General features: G+C 46.9%; 17 protein-coding genes. 14 read left to right on the top strand and 3 right to left on the bottom strand.

From position 1 onward, the window contains the following. Positions 1-165 precede the first annotated feature (165 nt). From BTR1S_RS03380 to coaD, 9 genes are all read left to right on the top strand, one after another. Positions 166-1620 carry a sodium:solute symporter family protein gene (locus BTR1S_RS03380; RefSeq protein ID WP_029418545.1) on the top strand — a complete coding sequence of 485 codons (1455 nt, stop codon included), beginning with the start codon at positions 166-168 and terminating at the stop codon, positions 1618-1620. Then, positions 1602-2846 carry a Zn-dependent hydrolase gene (locus tag BTR1S_RS03375; protein WP_029418544.1) on the top strand — a complete coding sequence of 415 codons (1245 nt, stop codon included), beginning with the start codon at positions 1602-1604 and terminating at the stop codon, positions 2844-2846. Before BTR1S_RS03380 ends, BTR1S_RS03375 begins: the two co-directional genes overlap by 19 nt. Before the next feature lie 2 nt (positions 2847-2848). Then, positions 2849-3841: a dimethylarginine dimethylaminohydrolase family protein gene (locus BTR1S_RS03370; protein ID WP_006638297.1), complete on the top strand. Its 993-nt coding sequence runs from the start codon at positions 2849-2851 to the stop codon at positions 3839-3841. A gap of 97 nt (positions 3842-3938) precedes the next feature. After that, a complete protein-coding gene (locus BTR1S_RS03365) occupies positions 3939-4337 on the top strand; it encodes a YlbD family protein (RefSeq protein WP_006638296.1) in 399 nt (132 codons plus the stop codon). A gap of 14 nt (positions 4338-4351) precedes the next feature. Further along, positions 4352-4591, top strand: a complete 240-nt coding sequence (locus BTR1S_RS03360) for a YlbE-like family protein (RefSeq protein WP_006638295.1) — start codon at positions 4352-4354, stop codon at positions 4589-4591. A gap of 265 nt (positions 4592-4856) precedes the next feature. Continuing rightward, positions 4857-5306 (top strand): regulatory iron-sulfur-containing complex subunit RicF, encoded by a 450-nt coding sequence (ricF, locus tag BTR1S_RS03355; protein WP_006638294.1) that lies wholly within the window; start codon positions 4857-4859, stop codon positions 5304-5306. A 68-nt stretch (positions 5307-5374) separates the two neighbouring features. Next, positions 5375-5647 carry a YlbG family protein gene (locus tag BTR1S_RS03350; protein ID WP_006638293.1) on the top strand — a complete coding sequence of 91 codons (273 nt, stop codon included), beginning with the start codon at positions 5375-5377 and terminating at the stop codon, positions 5645-5647. A 286-nt stretch (positions 5648-5933) separates the two neighbouring features. Then, positions 5934-6500 carry a 16S rRNA (guanine(966)-N(2))-methyltransferase RsmD gene (gene rsmD, locus BTR1S_RS03345; protein WP_029418543.1) on the top strand — a complete coding sequence of 189 codons (567 nt, stop codon included), beginning with the start codon at positions 5934-5936 and terminating at the stop codon, positions 6498-6500. After that, positions 6493-6978 carry a pantetheine-phosphate adenylyltransferase gene (gene coaD / locus BTR1S_RS03340; RefSeq protein WP_006638291.1) on the top strand — a complete coding sequence of 162 codons (486 nt, stop codon included), beginning with the start codon at positions 6493-6495 and terminating at the stop codon, positions 6976-6978. The genes rsmD and coaD overlap by 8 nt, the downstream gene beginning before the upstream one ends. 17 nt (positions 6979-6995) lie before the next feature. On the opposite strand, the gene spoVV is transcribed toward coaD, so the two are convergent. Further along, positions 6996-8216, bottom strand: a complete 1221-nt coding sequence (spoVV, locus tag BTR1S_RS03335) for a dipicolinic acid transporter SpoVV (RefSeq protein ID WP_006638290.1) — start codon at positions 8214-8216, stop codon at positions 6996-6998. Between the two features lie 322 nt (positions 8217-8538). Here spoVV and BTR1S_RS03330 point away from each other — a divergent pair, with 322 nt between their 5' ends. Beyond that, positions 8539-9561 (top strand): SepM family pheromone-processing serine protease, encoded by a 1023-nt coding sequence (locus tag BTR1S_RS03330; protein ID WP_029418542.1) that lies wholly within the window; start codon positions 8539-8541, stop codon positions 9559-9561. A 19-nt stretch (positions 9562-9580) separates the two neighbouring features. On the opposite strand, the gene BTR1S_RS03325 is transcribed toward BTR1S_RS03330, so the two are convergent. Then, positions 9581-10828, bottom strand: a complete 1248-nt coding sequence (locus BTR1S_RS03325) for a nucleotidyltransferase (RefSeq protein ID WP_029418541.1) — start codon at positions 10826-10828, stop codon at positions 9581-9583. A gap of 219 nt (positions 10829-11047) precedes the next feature. Between BTR1S_RS03325 and BTR1S_RS03320 the strand changes: the two genes are divergently transcribed. From BTR1S_RS03320 to gerR, 3 genes are all read left to right on the top strand, one after another. Then, positions 11048-11563, top strand: a complete 516-nt coding sequence (locus BTR1S_RS03320; protein WP_006638287.1) for a YceD family protein — start codon at positions 11048-11050, stop codon at positions 11561-11563. 23 nt (positions 11564-11586) lie between these two features. Further along, positions 11587-11760: a 50S ribosomal protein L32 gene (gene rpmF, locus BTR1S_RS03315; RefSeq protein ID WP_003181522.1), complete on the top strand. Its 174-nt coding sequence runs from the start codon at positions 11587-11589 to the stop codon at positions 11758-11760. 155 nt (positions 11761-11915) lie between these two features. After that, complete coding sequence (gerR, locus tag BTR1S_RS03310; protein ID WP_029418540.1) at positions 11916-12521, top strand: sporulation-specific transcriptional regulator GerR; 606 nt, start codon at positions 11916-11918, stop codon at positions 12519-12521. A gap of 34 nt (positions 12522-12555) precedes the next feature. Here the strand turns inward: gerR and BTR1S_RS03305 are convergent, their stop codons facing one another. Then, complete coding sequence (locus tag BTR1S_RS03305; protein WP_006638285.1) at positions 12556-13035, bottom strand: N-acetyltransferase; 480 nt, start codon at positions 13033-13035, stop codon at positions 12556-12558. A 185-nt stretch (positions 13036-13220) separates the two neighbouring features. Here BTR1S_RS03305 and BTR1S_RS03300 point away from each other — a divergent pair, with 185 nt between their 5' ends. Then, entirely contained in the window at positions 13221-14105 is an 885-nt protein-coding gene (locus BTR1S_RS03300) for a 2-dehydropantoate 2-reductase (RefSeq protein WP_006638284.1), read from the top strand. Positions 14106-14127: the final 22 nt, after the last annotated feature.

Here is a 14127-nt window from a genome sequence, read left to right as displayed (position 1 = left end):
ATGTGTCATTTTTGATATGTTTAAAATGGTTCCTTCGTAAAAGCAAGCAAATCGTGAAAAAACGTGACATAAAAAGTTGTGATGGAATCATAATGAATGTCGATTTTTCTGCAGCACCTTCCTATGTTAAATTTACAGATAAGTCAGAAAATAAAAGGAGGGCGCATGAAACACATTGATCTATTCATTATGATTCTTTATTTCTCTGTCATTTTGTTTGTTGGGTGGATGGGCTCAAAAAAGGTGAAAACCTCTGAATCTTACGCTGTTGCTGAACGAAATCTCGGTTTTTTCATGTACTTGTCATGTATGGCGGCTGTTGTGCTGGGCGGCGCTTCTACAATCGGCACAGCTAAGCTGGGCTATCTGCACGGCATATCAGGTGCATGGATGGTCATCATGCTGGGGGCGGGGATCATTTGTCTCAGTCTTTTTCTAGCGAAAAAGATTTACGGTCTGGATGTTTTGACGATCAGCGAGATGCTCAGCAGGCGCTATAAAGGAGAGACAAGGCTGATCAGCGCGATTGTCGCCTGTACGTATACGTCTTTAATGGTTGTCACGCAAATCATCGGCATGGGAACGATTCTAAATGTTTTTCTCGGCTGGGGTCTTTTTCCTTCCATTTTGTTAAGCGGAGGGATCGTCCTTTTCTATACGCTTCTCGGCGGAATGTGGGCGATTACCATGACGGATGTCGTTCAATTTGTCATTATGACGGCAGGCATTTTCTTTATTATGCTCCCCGCAAGCCTTATTCAGGCAGGCGGCTGGGAGGGCATCACAGAGCGGCTTCCTGATTCTTATTTTAATATAGGTACAATCGGAGGCGGAACAATTTTTCAATATTTTTTATTGTTTACCCTCGGCATGATCGTCGGTCAAGAGCTTTGGCAGCGCACTTTTACGGCGAAATCGCTGAAAATCGTCAAAGCAGGCGGAATCGGCGCCGGAATCTACAGTATGTTTTACGCCATTGGCGTCAGCCTGATCGGGATGTGTGCGTATGCGGTCTTTCCCGCTCTTGATCAGCCGCAGAATGCTTTTGCTTATATGGCGCTTCATACCCTTCCTTCCGGTCTGCTGGGAATTGTGCTGGCAAGCGTCATATCAGCGCTGATGTCGACGGCTTCGGGTTCGCTTTTGGCATCTTCTACACTGCTTGTTAACGACATCATCAAGCCGAAGCTTGTTCCCGATATGACTGAAAAGAAGTTTCTTTTTTACTCGCGCGCCGTGACCTTGATTATCGGTCTTTTCAGCATCATTTGCGCCCTTTGGATTCAAGATGTTCTGACGGCTTTAGATATCGCTTATGCAATTTTGTCAGGTGCGATGTTTTTCCCGATCATCCTTGGTTTCTTCTGGAGAAAAGCGACCGCCGCTGCGGCCTTCTGGTCGATTCTCATCAGCGCCGCCGCTGTTATCGGGGGACTTGTCTGGAAAGGCGCCGACTCTGGAGAACCGATTATGTATGGACTTGCCGCCGGCGGGATGACGATGGTGCTGGCTGTATATGCTCTGCCCGCAGCAAAGCCGGCTGATCATGAATCTTCTCTAGAAACGGCCAATCTTCAAGATGCGGGAAAAGGGGGAGACGTATGGAAACGATCGATGTAAACTCGTCCAGGTTGGACGAAAGCCTGAGAGAGATGTCCATGATTGGAAGAAACGAAAATGGCGGCATATCAAGGCTGGCTTTAACTGAGGAAGACGGGAGAGCCCGGCTTTTGTTTAAAAGATGGTCCGAAGAACTCGGAATGGACGTCAGACTCGACGACCTTGGAAATATGTATGCCCGGTATGAAGGAGTGAATGATGAACCCCCCGTTCTGATCGGCTCCCATTTAGACACTGTTGAAAACGGAGGTGCTTATGACGGGGTCTACGGATTATTAGCCGGACTCGAAGCAGTCAGGGCATTGGCGGAGAGCGGAAAAAGGCTGACGCGCCCGATCGAGCTGGTCAATTTTACGAATGAAGAGGGGGCGAGATTTGAACCGTCCATGCTTGCATCAGGCGTTCTCGCCGGACGATACTCGAGAGAAGAAGCATATGAAAAAGCGGATAAAGCGGGAATTTCTTTCTCGCAAGCTTTAGAGAATCTTGATTTTAAAGGAGACCGAAAGAACAGGGTTCAGAATGCTTCATGCTATATCGAACTGCATGTTGAACAAGGGCCTATTCTAGAACGGTCAAGGGACCAGATCGGGATCGTCGAGGGAATCGTCGGGCTCACGTGCATTGAAATCACAATCAGCGCAGCACCCAATCATGCCGGGACAACACCGATGGACATGAGACATGACGCCCTTGTTGCGGCATCATCTATCATCACCCGGATTCCGGATCTGGCGTCTTCGATTGATGACGGATTAACTGCGACGGTTGGGCGTTTTGACATCAGCCCAAACATCTACAACGTCATACCGGGTGAAGCGGTTTTTACAGTGGATGTACGCCATGCCAAAAAAGAAGTACGGGAAGAAGCCGTCCTCCGTATCATCCGGCTCGCTGATGTTCACGTCCGTGAGGCGGAGGCGGAGATGGATGTGAAGATGCTGTGGAAAACGGAGACCACCTTTTTTTCAAAAAAGATGATGGCTCTTGCAAAAGAGGCGGTCAGCCGTCTTGGCTATTCCTTCCGGCCGATGTTCAGCGGTGCTGGGCATGATGCGCAATTTATCGCTTCATTATTCCCGTCCCTTATGCTGTTTATCCCGAGCGCTGATGGGAAAAGCCACTGTCCTGAGGAACATTCTTCATCAGAAGATTGCAGAAGGGGGGCCGAGGTGCTGCTTCAAACCGTTTTATTATTGGAACATCAATATGCAAAGGAGATGTAATGATGCCACTGCCGACACAGGAATTTTTAGGAGAAAGCATGATTCAAAAAAGCTTTCATGATGAAGAGACACTGCAAAAAGTGTGGGGAAGAAAATGGGGAGTGACCAATCACGTCGGAGCGATTCAAACTGTTGTTTTGCACCGCCCCGGCAAAGAACTGGAGCTGCTTAGGAGCGGAACGTACGAGGAGCGGATCGATGCCCGTGTGCTGAGAGACCGCGATTCGCAAATTCAGGGATACACGTACGGCTTTGAATCGATTGATCCGGAGCTTGTCCGGCGCCAGCACGATGGCTTGCGAAAGGCGCTGTTGGACGTCGGGGCAGAGGTAGTCGATTTGCAAGGGGGAGGTCCGTTTCATACGAAATCCATCTATACGAGAGACATTGGGCTTGCTGTCCCGGGCGGGGTGATTTTGACCAGGTTCGCATTAAAAATGCGTGAGGGAGAGGAATATTGCGCCTATCAAACCTTTGCAAAAATGGGCGTTCCGATTTTAGGGACGATACAGGGCAACGGATTTATTGAAGGCGGAAGCTTCTGTATGCTGAATAGGCGGACGGCTTTGATTGGACGTTCTGTCCGCGTCAACCAGGAAGGGATTGGCCAGCTCGAGCAAATTCTGTCATGGCAAGGGATAGAGCTTGTAACAGTTGATTTGCCGGCTGACAAGATTCATCTTGATGAAGTCTTTTTAATGCTGGACAGCGAGACTGCTCTTGTTGATCCGGCCCGGCTGCCGTACTGGTTTATGGAAGAGATGCGCAGGCGGGGCATTAAGCTGTTATTTGCCGATCCTGAAGATCCGGTTCTTTCCGTCAATTGTCTGGCCGTTTCACCAGGTAGAGTATTATTCTCGGCCGATGCGCCGCGTACAATGGAAGTTTTGGAGAGAAGCGGCATAGAGGCGATACCTGTGGATGTTTCCGAGATCAGAAAAATGGGAGGAGGCATTCACTGTTCGACTCTCCCGCTTGCAAGGGAAGATATGTAAAGTTTTGAACGCCCGCCTCGGGGAATTTAGGCGAACACATTTCACCTGTTAAAGATACACTATATTAGGCACTTGTTTTTCGGAGGGGGTGTTGACGTTGGCGAATCAAAACGCACAGTCATCAGTCGATGAATTTAAGCGGTTTGTTAAACGGCATCCTAAGCTGATTTCCGCCGTGCGGAAAGAGGAAAAAAGCTGGCAGGAAGTTTATGAGAACTGGGTGTTGCTGGGGGAAGACGACGCGATTTGGGAGCCTTATAAAGAAAAGAAGGGAACACAGGAAAAGCCGTCCGGTGAGAGCGGAAAAAACGATTTTATCTCTAAAATGGTGACGGCTGTCAGGAGAATGGATGCTGACAAAATGAACGAACAAATCAATAAAATGAGCCAGTCCATTTCTTCGCTTCAAAGCCTGCTCAGCCAGTTTTCGGGAGGCAATCAAAAACATGCGGACCACCATGGGGGACATCATCCGTTTTCTTTCCGGAAAGATTAGCAAAGGAGTTTGTCATGCGTAAAGAAGTGCAGGAATTTGTGTTCGCAAATGAAGAGCGCCGCCGTTTTATCCGCGAGCAGCCGGTCTGGTACCGCAAGCTCTCCCGCCGTCCTGATGATTTGTCCGGTTTTCAGCTTGATATGATGAATTTTTACGAAAAAACGATTCCCCATCGTGTGAACCAGTTTTCAAGCAGCCTTCAGATGGCTCAAATGATGATTCAAATGTTTCAGGCTATGCGAACTCAGGATTAACCGGACCTGAGTCTTTTTTTGTGATCATAAAAACGGGCCCATCCGTCAAAACTAGTGGGCAAGGGAGTTGATCCAAATGAAGAAATGCTGTCTGATTCTGTGTCTTTGCTTTCTGCTGGCTGGCTGCTCTACATATAAACCGAAACCAAAAGGCATGACAGACGCCGGTCGAGCCGTTGAAATTTCAGCATGCGGTGTTCCACATGACATAGACATTTTGAAAAATCCCATTTTATGATACACTAATACTCGGAGGTGCATGTCAATGTATGCCACAATGGAATCCCTGCGGCTTCAGAATGAAGCGGATGTTTTGGCCAGCATGATTCTTCAATCAGAGGCGGCTGAACATTACCGAGAGTGCTACAAGCGTCTCCAAGAAGATGAAGAGGCTGGGCGTATTATCGCTTCATTTACGAAAATAAAAGAGCAATATGAGGATGTGCAGCGTTTTGGAAAGTATCATCCTGACTATAAAGAGATTTCAAAAAAAATGAGGGATATAAAACGAGAGCTGGACCTTCATGATACGGTTGCCGATTTTAAAAAGGCGGAAACCGAGCTGCAAAGCATACTTGATGAGGTCAGCGTTGAAATCGGCCGGGCTGTTTCAGAGCATATTAAAGTACCGACCGGAAATCCTTATTTTGATAATCTTTCATCCTGCGGCGGCGGCTGCGGATCAGGCGGAAGCTGCGGCTGCAAAGTTTCCTGACGAGACCCTTTTTAGTCTCGTCTTTTTCATAGAAGTTTTGGTTACATAGCGACAGGCAGGTGAAAAATATGGAAGAAAAACGTCAGGGATTAATCGTCTGGCTTCACTCTCTAAAGCAGGCGAAAATGCTCAGGAAATTTGGGAATGTTCACTATGTTTCAAAACGGCTGAAATATGTGGTCGTTTACTGTAATATGGATGAGGCGGAAAAAATAGCGGCCAAGATCCGTTCGTACTCGTTTGTCAAACAGGTCGATCCATCATATAAGCCGTTTTTGAAAATGGAATTTGAATCTAAGCTGGACAAAGCAAAGGAATACGATTATAAAGCAGGAATTTAATATTTTGTTTAAAAAAATCCCCGCAGAATACCCTGCGGGGTCCTTCTATTCCTTAACGAGTTAAGGAGAAGGCAAAGGGAGAGGAGAAACCGGAGGAAGAACTTATGGGGAAACGTAAGTCTTCTCCGCGGTTGGCAACAACATCAATCGATGCTGTTGCTACTATTATCACCATGTGTTCAGTCTCCTATACATAAGAAATCGACTTTGATTGTTTGTGCCCAAAAACACTTTATGATAAGATAGTGATGATTTTTTTCGAGTTTGAAGAAAAAGTGGTGGAAATATGAGAGTGATTTCTGGGACTTATAAAGGGCGTGCATTAAAAGCGGTTCCCGGCACGTCAACCAGACCGACGACAGACAAAGTGAAAGAGTCCATCTTTAATATGGTCGGCCCTTATTTTGACGGAGGAGAAGGCCTTGATCTGTATGCCGGAAGCGGCGGATTGGGCATCGAAGCGCTCTCCAGAGGGTTTGACCGATTCGTATTTGTCGACCGGGACTTTAAAGCGATTCAAACGGTAAAAAGCAATTTGAAAACGCTGGGACTTCAACAGCGCGCGGAGGTCTACAGAAATGACGCTGAACGGGCTTTGCATGCGGCGGTGAAAAGGGGCTTGACATTTGACGCGGTTTTTTTGGATCCGCCTTATCGTGAGCAAAAGCTGGAAGCGCTCTTATCAATCATTGACGAAGCAAATATACTGACTGATAAAGGGTTTATTTTGGCGGAGCATGCGAAAGAAGTGGTGCTTCCGGAGACAGTGGGCGAACTCCTGATGACACGGCAGGAGATATACGGTGTAACCGGAGTAACCATATATAGAAAGAGAGGGAATGGGGATGGCTAGCATTGCCGTTTGTCCCGGAAGTTTTGATCCGGTGACCTTTGGACATTTGGATATTATCAGGCGCGGAGCAAAAGTATTTGACCGGGTTTATGTATGCGTTTTAAATAATTCCTCAAAACAGCCGCTGTTTACGGTCGAGGAGCGCTGTGATCTGCTGCGTGAAGTAACGCGGGACATTCCAAACGTCCATGTTGAATCTTTTCAGGGGCTTTTGATTGAATATGCGAAAAGCAAGCAGGCCAATGTCATTTTGCGAGGGCTGAGAGCCGTCTCCGATTTTGAATATGAGATGCAGGGAACCTCGATGAACAAAGTGCTTGACGAGAATATTGAAACGTTTTTCATGATGACGAATAACCAGTATTCATTTTTGAGCTCAAGCATTGTCAAAGAGGTTGCAAAATACAAAGGATCTGTAGCAGAGCTCGTACCGGAAGCGGTCGAAGCTGCGCTTCAAAAAAAGTTTGCAAAAAAATGAGCAGCCAAAACGGCTGCTCATTTTTTCACAGTTGCCGACTGTCTGCTGTAAAGAACGATATAAAGCAAAAGGGTCGCAATCGTAAGAAGGGGACCTGTTTGTACGATAAAATTCCATGTCTGTATGAGAAATGATTCACGTCCTCCCTCCCGCAAAAATGAGAAGACCGGCTCACTTGGAGAAGAGAAGGCCGTATAAAGGGGCTTCCAAAGGATGAGCGCAAATAAAGCCGCATAGATTCCCTGCAAGAGGCGAGCAATAAAAAACGGTTTGAAGCGAATGTCCGTTTCAGCCAAAATTCCAGCAACTTGAGCCTGTACACTGAAACCGCTGAATCCGAGAATGAAACTGACGATGACGGCTTTTTGCAGCAAAACGGCATCCGTTGCACTGACAAGTTTGCTTCCGAGCGTGATCTCAAACAGACCCGACAATAAAGGCTTGTCAAAGTCTGCAGGGAAATGGAGCGCCGTCATGACCATCCGGGTGGCATAAGAGAGGACATCTGCAATCTTCACGACGGACAGTATGTTATTAAAGACAGAAAAAAGAATGATGAATCCGCCTACCATCAGCAAGGTCTGTACGGAAGAAATCACGGCATCGCTCAATAGTTTTCCGAGCGGCCTTTTTTCTTCAAGCCTTGCTTTATGGAGTGCTTTAAATGCTTCTTTCATGGAAGGCACAGGGAGCTTTTTTCTTCTCGTATGGAGGATTTCTTCTTTTCTTCCGTAGGAACGCATTGTCAGCCCGACAGCCAAATTGCCTAAATAATGGGCTGCCGCAAGCACAAAGCCCAGTGACGGATTATGAAAAAAACCAACCGCGACAGCTCCGAAAATAAAGAGCGGGTTCGAGGAATTGGTAAATGAGACGAGCCGCTCGGCTTCTACACGGGAAATTTGCCGCTCCTGTCTGAGTCTTGAGGTCAGCTTTGCACCTGCCGGGTTTCCGGAGGCCATGCCCATCGCGAGCACGAATCCGCCGACTCCGGGAACCCGGAAAACCGGCCTCATGAAAGGTTCGAGGAGGAGGCCGACAAATTTGACGATTCCAAATCCGATCAAGAGCTCAGATAAAATAAAAAAAGGCAATAAGGAAGGGAACACGACTTCCCACCACATGGCAAGTCCGCTTTTTGAAGCGTTGAGCGACTCCTGCGGGTGGGTGATGACGGCGGCGGTAAACAAAAGCAGCACACCGGCAATGAGTAAAGTCTTTATCTTTGACATGTCCATTTCTAACCCTCCTTACGGCTGTAAAATTCACATTGGAAACAGGTTCATGATAAAATAAGCAGGAGTTATGTCGGCAAGCCTGAGAAGCCCCCTTTTCAGAAACTTCTTTATCATTATACGAGGCTTGGTCCAAATTTTAGACCATCAGATTCTCCCCCCTGAGGTTTTTTGACAAAAAGCTGAACATACTAAATTGAAAAAAACCCTTCTCTTGAAATCGGATCATTAGAAGGTATTCAACGATTTGTGGATTCATGCAGGCCGGGCAAATGAAACGGATCTGCTTTCAGCTGTTATATTGAAGAAGGAGGGTTACGTTTTCATGCAGAAAAGAAGATTGATCCGTATCGCATTATTGGTTATCATCCTCGGGGCCGCTCTTACGTTCGTGAAGCTGCCTTATTACATCACAGAGCCGGGCGAAGCGACAGAGCTGAATCCTTTAATTAAGGTGGAGGACGGATACCCTGAAAAAGGCAGTTTTTCTTTGATGACCGTCAAGGTCGGACCTGCCAACCCCATTACATACTTATGGGCGAAAATGCGCCCTTACCATGAAATTCTACCTGAAGATAACTTTAAACAAAAAGGCGAATCTGATCAGGAGTATATGAAAAGACAGCTGCAGATGATGAGGGATTCCCAGGAAAATGCGATGATCGCCGCCTATAAGCGGGCCGGGAAAAAAGTCAGTTACACATCGAACGGCGTCTATGCCATGGCTGTTGTCGACGGCATGCCCGCTAAAGGAAAGATAGAGGTCGGAGATCAAATTAAGAAAGTTGACGGAAAAACCTTTCAATCGGCGGAAAGGCTCGTCCGCTACATCGAAACGAAAAAAGCGGGAGACAGCGTGGAAGTGGTCATCAAAAGGGACAAAAAAGAAATGTCATTCGGCCTGAAGCTGAAAACGTTTAAGGAAGATCCCGACAGAGCGGGGCTGGGCGTCTCTCTCATTACAGACCGGAATGTGAAAGTAAAACCCGATGTCAACATGGATATCGAAAACATCGGCGGACCGTCAGCAGGTCTGATGATGTCCATGGAAATCTATAATCAGCTGACAAAAGAAGATGAAACAAAGGGACACCATATTGCCGGGACAGGAACGATTGATGATGAAGGAAAAGTGGGGCCGATCGGGGGAATCAGCCAAAAGATCGTCGCTGCAGACCGCGCGGGAGCGGACATCTTTTTCGCACCGAATGAAGGCGGACGAAAAGGATCAAATTATGAGGAAGCGGTCAAAACGGCCAAAGACATTAAGAGCGCTATGAAAATCGTCCCTGTCGACACGATGGATGATGCGATTCACTATTTAGAAAAGAAAGTAAAAAGCGCCTGATGAAAGTTCAGGCGCTTTTTTATTTGCGCAAAAATTCCCGGCGGTCTTCATCATATCTGATCGGTGACAGCGAATACTCCTGTTCTGTCAGCATCGATCGTGCAGGCTCCTTCAGAGGCGCGCTGAACACTTTTCCGGCTTTTACGTCCAGGCTAAGGGACGGGTGAGAAAAAGATCCGATCTTCGTGATGAGTGGAACGCAGAGCTGCTTTTTCTTTTTCGAGAGGTACGCCTGTCCCTTTTTGGTCATCCCGAGAAGCCTGATGTAGGCAGGTCGCTCTTCAGAAAGAATGCGGCGGATATCGGTTCTTTTTGTTCTTGTTAAAATATGCGTATTCATCCGCTGCAGCCTTGTCCATGTATAACGCTTCGTTTTTAAAAGCTCCATGTATTCCAAAAATGACCCGGCAGTGCGGATCGCCCTCATAATACGGTGCTCAAGCCCTTCTTCAACCTCATAAATTCCGCGGAGCTCTTCCATATCCATCGTATGAAGGGTGTATTTCAAAAAGGAAAAATAATCTTCAGCCGAGTGCCAAAGGCCGAAGGTCCGGGCGTATTCCTCGAGTTCATGAACCGATGTTTCAGGGAGGAAAGAGCTCGCGGATGCGAGGCTTCCTTGATCCAGCATTGATTTGCGGACGCTTGTCGCGCTCGCGATGCGGCTCGATCCCTCAGGGAAATAAGCATCATGATAGTTTGAGGAAAGGCGCTTGACAGTCGCGGGTTTCATCTGGATATCCTTCTCGAGGATCGTTTTGACATATTGAAATCCGAGGATATTGTTCGGTTTGGAAAGGTCGAGCATGCCGCCGTCTGTCACGGCGCGGAACGCTTTTGCCATTGCGGCCGGATAGCTTATGCCGGTGGATATTTGCTGTTTGACTTCTTCATCAAGCGCTTTTTTATGTTTCATGGTGTACGCCGCTGCCTTAAGAAACGTGTCAATATCGCCATTTTCGCTGCCGAAAAACAATGAACCGCACTGCAATTCCCCGAGGATGGAGACGGCGCCTTCGGCAAATGTTTCGGCCTTTTGAACGGCGAAAGCATAAGGAAGCTCGACGACGAGATCAGCATGCGATGCAAGCGCCATTTTCGTCCTCGCCCATTTGGAGACGATGGCGGGCTCGCCCCGCTGCAAAAAAAAGCCGCTCATCACGGCAATCGCCACATCGCTTTCAGTTTGTGCTTTTGCTTCTTTTAGATGGTATAAGTGCCCGTTGTGAAACGGATTATATTCGACCACAACGCCGACTGCTTTCATTTTTCCGCCTCCCTTGCATCTGTTGAAATAGATATGATACATTTACACATGGAATGTACAGGGTGTCCGCTTGGAGCAGCGTTTTTTCTAAGTGTATGAATTGTCGTGCACGATGTCAACGAATCAATGATGCGGGCCTGTGATCTGTAAAGAAAAAATATTGACAAAAAACATGATGAAAGCTATAATCATGTTTGTTGCTCTCTTAGAGGTGATACAATGAAATGGACGATACATCAGCTCAATCAAATGCCGAAGACAGGTTTTGAATTTGATGAAACAGTTGATCTGAACGAACTCTCTCAAATCTCGGATATACGCAGCATTTCACCGGTGCGGGTGAAAGGAAGAGCGGAAATCCGGTCAAAGCAGGCTGCATTTGATTTTACAATTTCGGGCGAGATGATCTTGCCTTGTTCTAGAACGCTTGTTGATGTTCGTTATCCATTCAGTATTTCAACAAAAGAACTGTTTATATTTCATAAGACCGATGAAATCGAAGATGAAGACGTCCACATGGTCGAGGATGATCTGATCGACTTGACGCCGGTCGTAAAAGAAGAAATCCTTCTTGAGATCCCTATGCAAATCTTTTGTGAATCTGTTCAAAAAGAAGAAGGTGCTCCGCAAGAAGGCAGGGATTGGAAGGTCATTACAGAAGATGACCGGAAAAATCGAATCGATCCCAGACTGGCCGGTCTTGGGAAGCTCTTAAAACAAGAAGATGAATCTTAACGCTCTTTAAGGAGGTGGGAATAATGGCTGTACCTTTTAGAAGAACTTCTAAAACGAAAAAAAGACTTCGTCGTACTCACTTTAAATTGCAAGTGCCTGGTATGGTAGAATGCCCAAACTGCGGTGAGATGAAACTTTCACACCGCGTCTGCAAAGCATGTGGATCATACAAAGGAAAAGACGTAAAAAGCAACTAATCCATAAGAAACAAAAACACAAGACTTCCGGTCTTGTGTTTTTTTATGCAGAACCCCCACTCTCATCCTTTTATTTCCTGAAAAGAAAATAGTCTATCTACTCTATTAGCTGCATATGTATGAGGTAAATTCATAAAGCCATGGGGGGATTTTTTTTGACGGTTACAAGACAGGATGCGTGGACGCAGGATGAAGATATATTGCTGGCTGAAGTTGTGTTAAGGCACATCAGGGAAGGCGGCACACAGCTGTCGGCGTTTGAGGAAGTCGGCAAAGCATTGAGCAGAACGGCCGCCGCCTGCGGCTTCCGCTGGAATTCTTTTGTCAGAAAGCAGTATCAATCTGGAATTGAACTGGCTAAAAAGCAGCGCAAAGAATTGCGGAAAAAAATCGGGATTCACGCGGCAAACATGCCGAATTCGGTGAAAACCGTTTCCGGAGACAAAGCCGATAACCTGACGATCGATGATGTCATCCGCTATTTAGAAAAGCTGAAACAAGCGCCGTCCCAAAAAGATGCCGGCGAAGAAAAAAAACGGCTCATTGAAGAAGTCAACGCGTTGAAGGAAGAGGTCGAGAAGCTGAAGAGCGAGAATGAATCACTGAAGAAACAGCTTGAACTGACAGAGGAGGATTATAAAGCGCTGATTGAAATCATGGAGCGCGCCAGAAAAATGGTTGTACTCCAGGAGGATGAGCGGAACAAAAAGGTTAAGTTTCAAATGGAGCCGAACGGCAATCTGGAACGAATGGAGAAGTAGGGAACCGGCCATAAGCTTTCGGCCGGTTTTTCGTTTATGCGGATTCAGAGCTTTGATTGCTTTCGCTGTCAGGATGCCAAACGAGCGGATTTTCCCCTTTGTCCCGGGCCATATCGTATTTTACCGCGGTAAAGCCCATTTTGTTCCAAAAATCGGATGACTTGACACGAGGGCTTGTGCGTATCGGCAGACCGAAAGATTTGGCGAATTCCACAAGCTTCGTCCCGTACCCGTTGCGCTGGTATCCCGGCAAAACTTCAAGTTTCCAGAGCTCAAGGTAATCCTGGCCTTCTTCAAAATATTTGTTGAATTTCCCATCCTCTTTATACAGGCTCATTCTTGCCACGAGCCGATCCCCGTAATAGATGCCGTAGAACGGCGAGTCGCTGTCGTTTTCAATCATGTTGCTTTCAAGGTCCTCCAGCATGGAGAGTTCTTGAATCCCGTATTCCCTGAATTTTTTGAATTCCTCAAGTGTTTTATAATTGATCAGCAAACGTTCGACTTTAACCATTTTGTTACCCCCTTGTTTGTGTTCTACCTATATTGTAATCGCTTTTTTATAAAAATCCAAATGATAAAAATTTTCTAATATAATGTAGAAAAACGGTTTTCTGAAAATTTGAAACACCAAGCAAGTCATCTGATTCAATTTTTGCTATGATATACAGTATATAAAAAACAGCAGGATGTGAGGATTTGAGAATCGGAGTGATTGGAGGAGGCTCAGTCGGGCTTCTTTTTGCGTACTATTTTTCGTTCCGCCATCAAGTGACGGTCATCACGAGAAGAAAAGAGCAGGCGGAGGCCATCCGGCGAAACGGAATCCGTCTTTTGACAGACGGAGAAGAACATATCGCCAAAACTGAAGCGGAAGTGAAACCGGATGCGGGGTATGATCTGCTTTTTGTCGCGGTGAAAGAGCATCAGCTTGGAGCCGTTTTACCTGATGTAGAGCGCGCCGCTCCCCGTAATGTCATGTTTTTGCAAAACGGGATGGGTCACATTCCCGTGCTTGAGAGGCGGGATGCCGGATCGGACATATATGTCGGATCGGTGGAACACGGCGCCGTCAGGGAAGATGACTGCACAGTTCGCCACACCGGAAAAGGAGCGGTCAAATGGGCTGCGTTTAAAACGGCTTCACCGCCTGATCAGCTTGAAAAAGAGCTTGCGTCTGTTCATACAGCTTTTCCGTTCATTTGGCGGGAAGATTGGCATGACATGCTTGCCGGGAAATTGATTGTTAACGCCTGCGTCAATCCGATGACGGCTCTTTTGCGGGTGGAAAACGGGAAGCTGATTGAACAGCCGGCATATTTATCATTTATGAGGCTCGTATTTGAAGAAGCGAGCCGGATTTTAGCAATTGAAGACCGGCAGGCATCATGGGAAAATGTTCTTTCGGTCTGCCGGCAGACAAAGAGGAATACATCCTCGATGCTGGCGGATGTCCTTGCCGGGAGAAAAACGGAAGCGGATGCCATTATGGGCTATTTGTTGAAACGGGCGGAAGAATCGGGGGAGAGAGCTCCCCACCTCGCCTTTTTATATGACAGCATCAAGGCGCTGGAAAAGGAATGAAGCTAAATCTTTTGACCAATTC

The sequence above is a fragment of the Bacillus sonorensis NBRC 101234 = KCTC 13918 genome, assembly GCF_001592005.1.
Taxonomy (GTDB): Bacteria; Bacillota; Bacilli; order Bacillales; family Bacillaceae; genus Bacillus; species Bacillus sonorensis.
This window is presented reverse-complemented; position numbering and strand designations above follow the sequence as displayed.

Excerpts from the sequence above, each read along its gene's own strand:
- BTR1S_RS03380 (WP_029418545.1), top strand. The coding sequence starts at position 166 with ATGAAACACATTGATCTATTCATTATGATTCTTTATTTCTCTGTCATT.
- BTR1S_RS03375 (WP_029418544.1), top strand. The coding sequence starts at position 1,602 with ATGGAAACGATCGATGTAAACTCGTCCAGGTTGGACGAAAGCCTGAGA.
- BTR1S_RS03370 (WP_006638297.1), top strand. The coding sequence starts at position 2,849 with ATGCCACTGCCGACACAGGAATTTTTAGGAGAAAGCATGATTCAAAAA.
- BTR1S_RS03360 (WP_006638295.1), top strand. The coding sequence starts at position 4,352 with ATGCGTAAAGAAGTGCAGGAATTTGTGTTCGCAAATGAAGAGCGCCGC.
- ricF (WP_006638294.1), top strand. The coding sequence starts at position 4,857 with ATGTATGCCACAATGGAATCCCTGCGGCTTCAGAATGAAGCGGATGTT.
- BTR1S_RS03350 (WP_006638293.1), top strand. The coding sequence starts at position 5,375 with ATGGAAGAAAAACGTCAGGGATTAATCGTCTGGCTTCACTCTCTAAAG.
- rsmD (WP_029418543.1), top strand. The coding sequence starts at position 5,934 with ATGAGAGTGATTTCTGGGACTTATAAAGGGCGTGCATTAAAAGCGGTT.
- coaD (WP_006638291.1), top strand. The coding sequence starts at position 6,493 with ATGGCTAGCATTGCCGTTTGTCCCGGAAGTTTTGATCCGGTGACCTTT.
- spoVV (WP_006638290.1), bottom strand. The coding sequence starts at position 8,216 with ATGGACATGTCAAAGATAAAGACTTTACTCATTGCCGGTGTGCTGCTT.
- BTR1S_RS03330 (WP_029418542.1), top strand. The coding sequence starts at position 8,539 with ATGCAGAAAAGAAGATTGATCCGTATCGCATTATTGGTTATCATCCTC.
- BTR1S_RS03325 (WP_029418541.1), bottom strand. The coding sequence starts at position 10,828 with ATGAAAGCAGTCGGCGTTGTGGTCGAATATAATCCGTTTCACAACGGG.
- BTR1S_RS03320 (WP_006638287.1), top strand. The coding sequence starts at position 11,048 with ATGAAATGGACGATACATCAGCTCAATCAAATGCCGAAGACAGGTTTT.
- rpmF (WP_003181522.1), top strand. The coding sequence starts at position 11,587 with ATGGCTGTACCTTTTAGAAGAACTTCTAAAACGAAAAAAAGACTTCGT.
- BTR1S_RS03305 (WP_006638285.1), bottom strand. The coding sequence starts at position 13,035 with ATGGTTAAAGTCGAACGTTTGCTGATCAATTATAAAACACTTGAGGAA.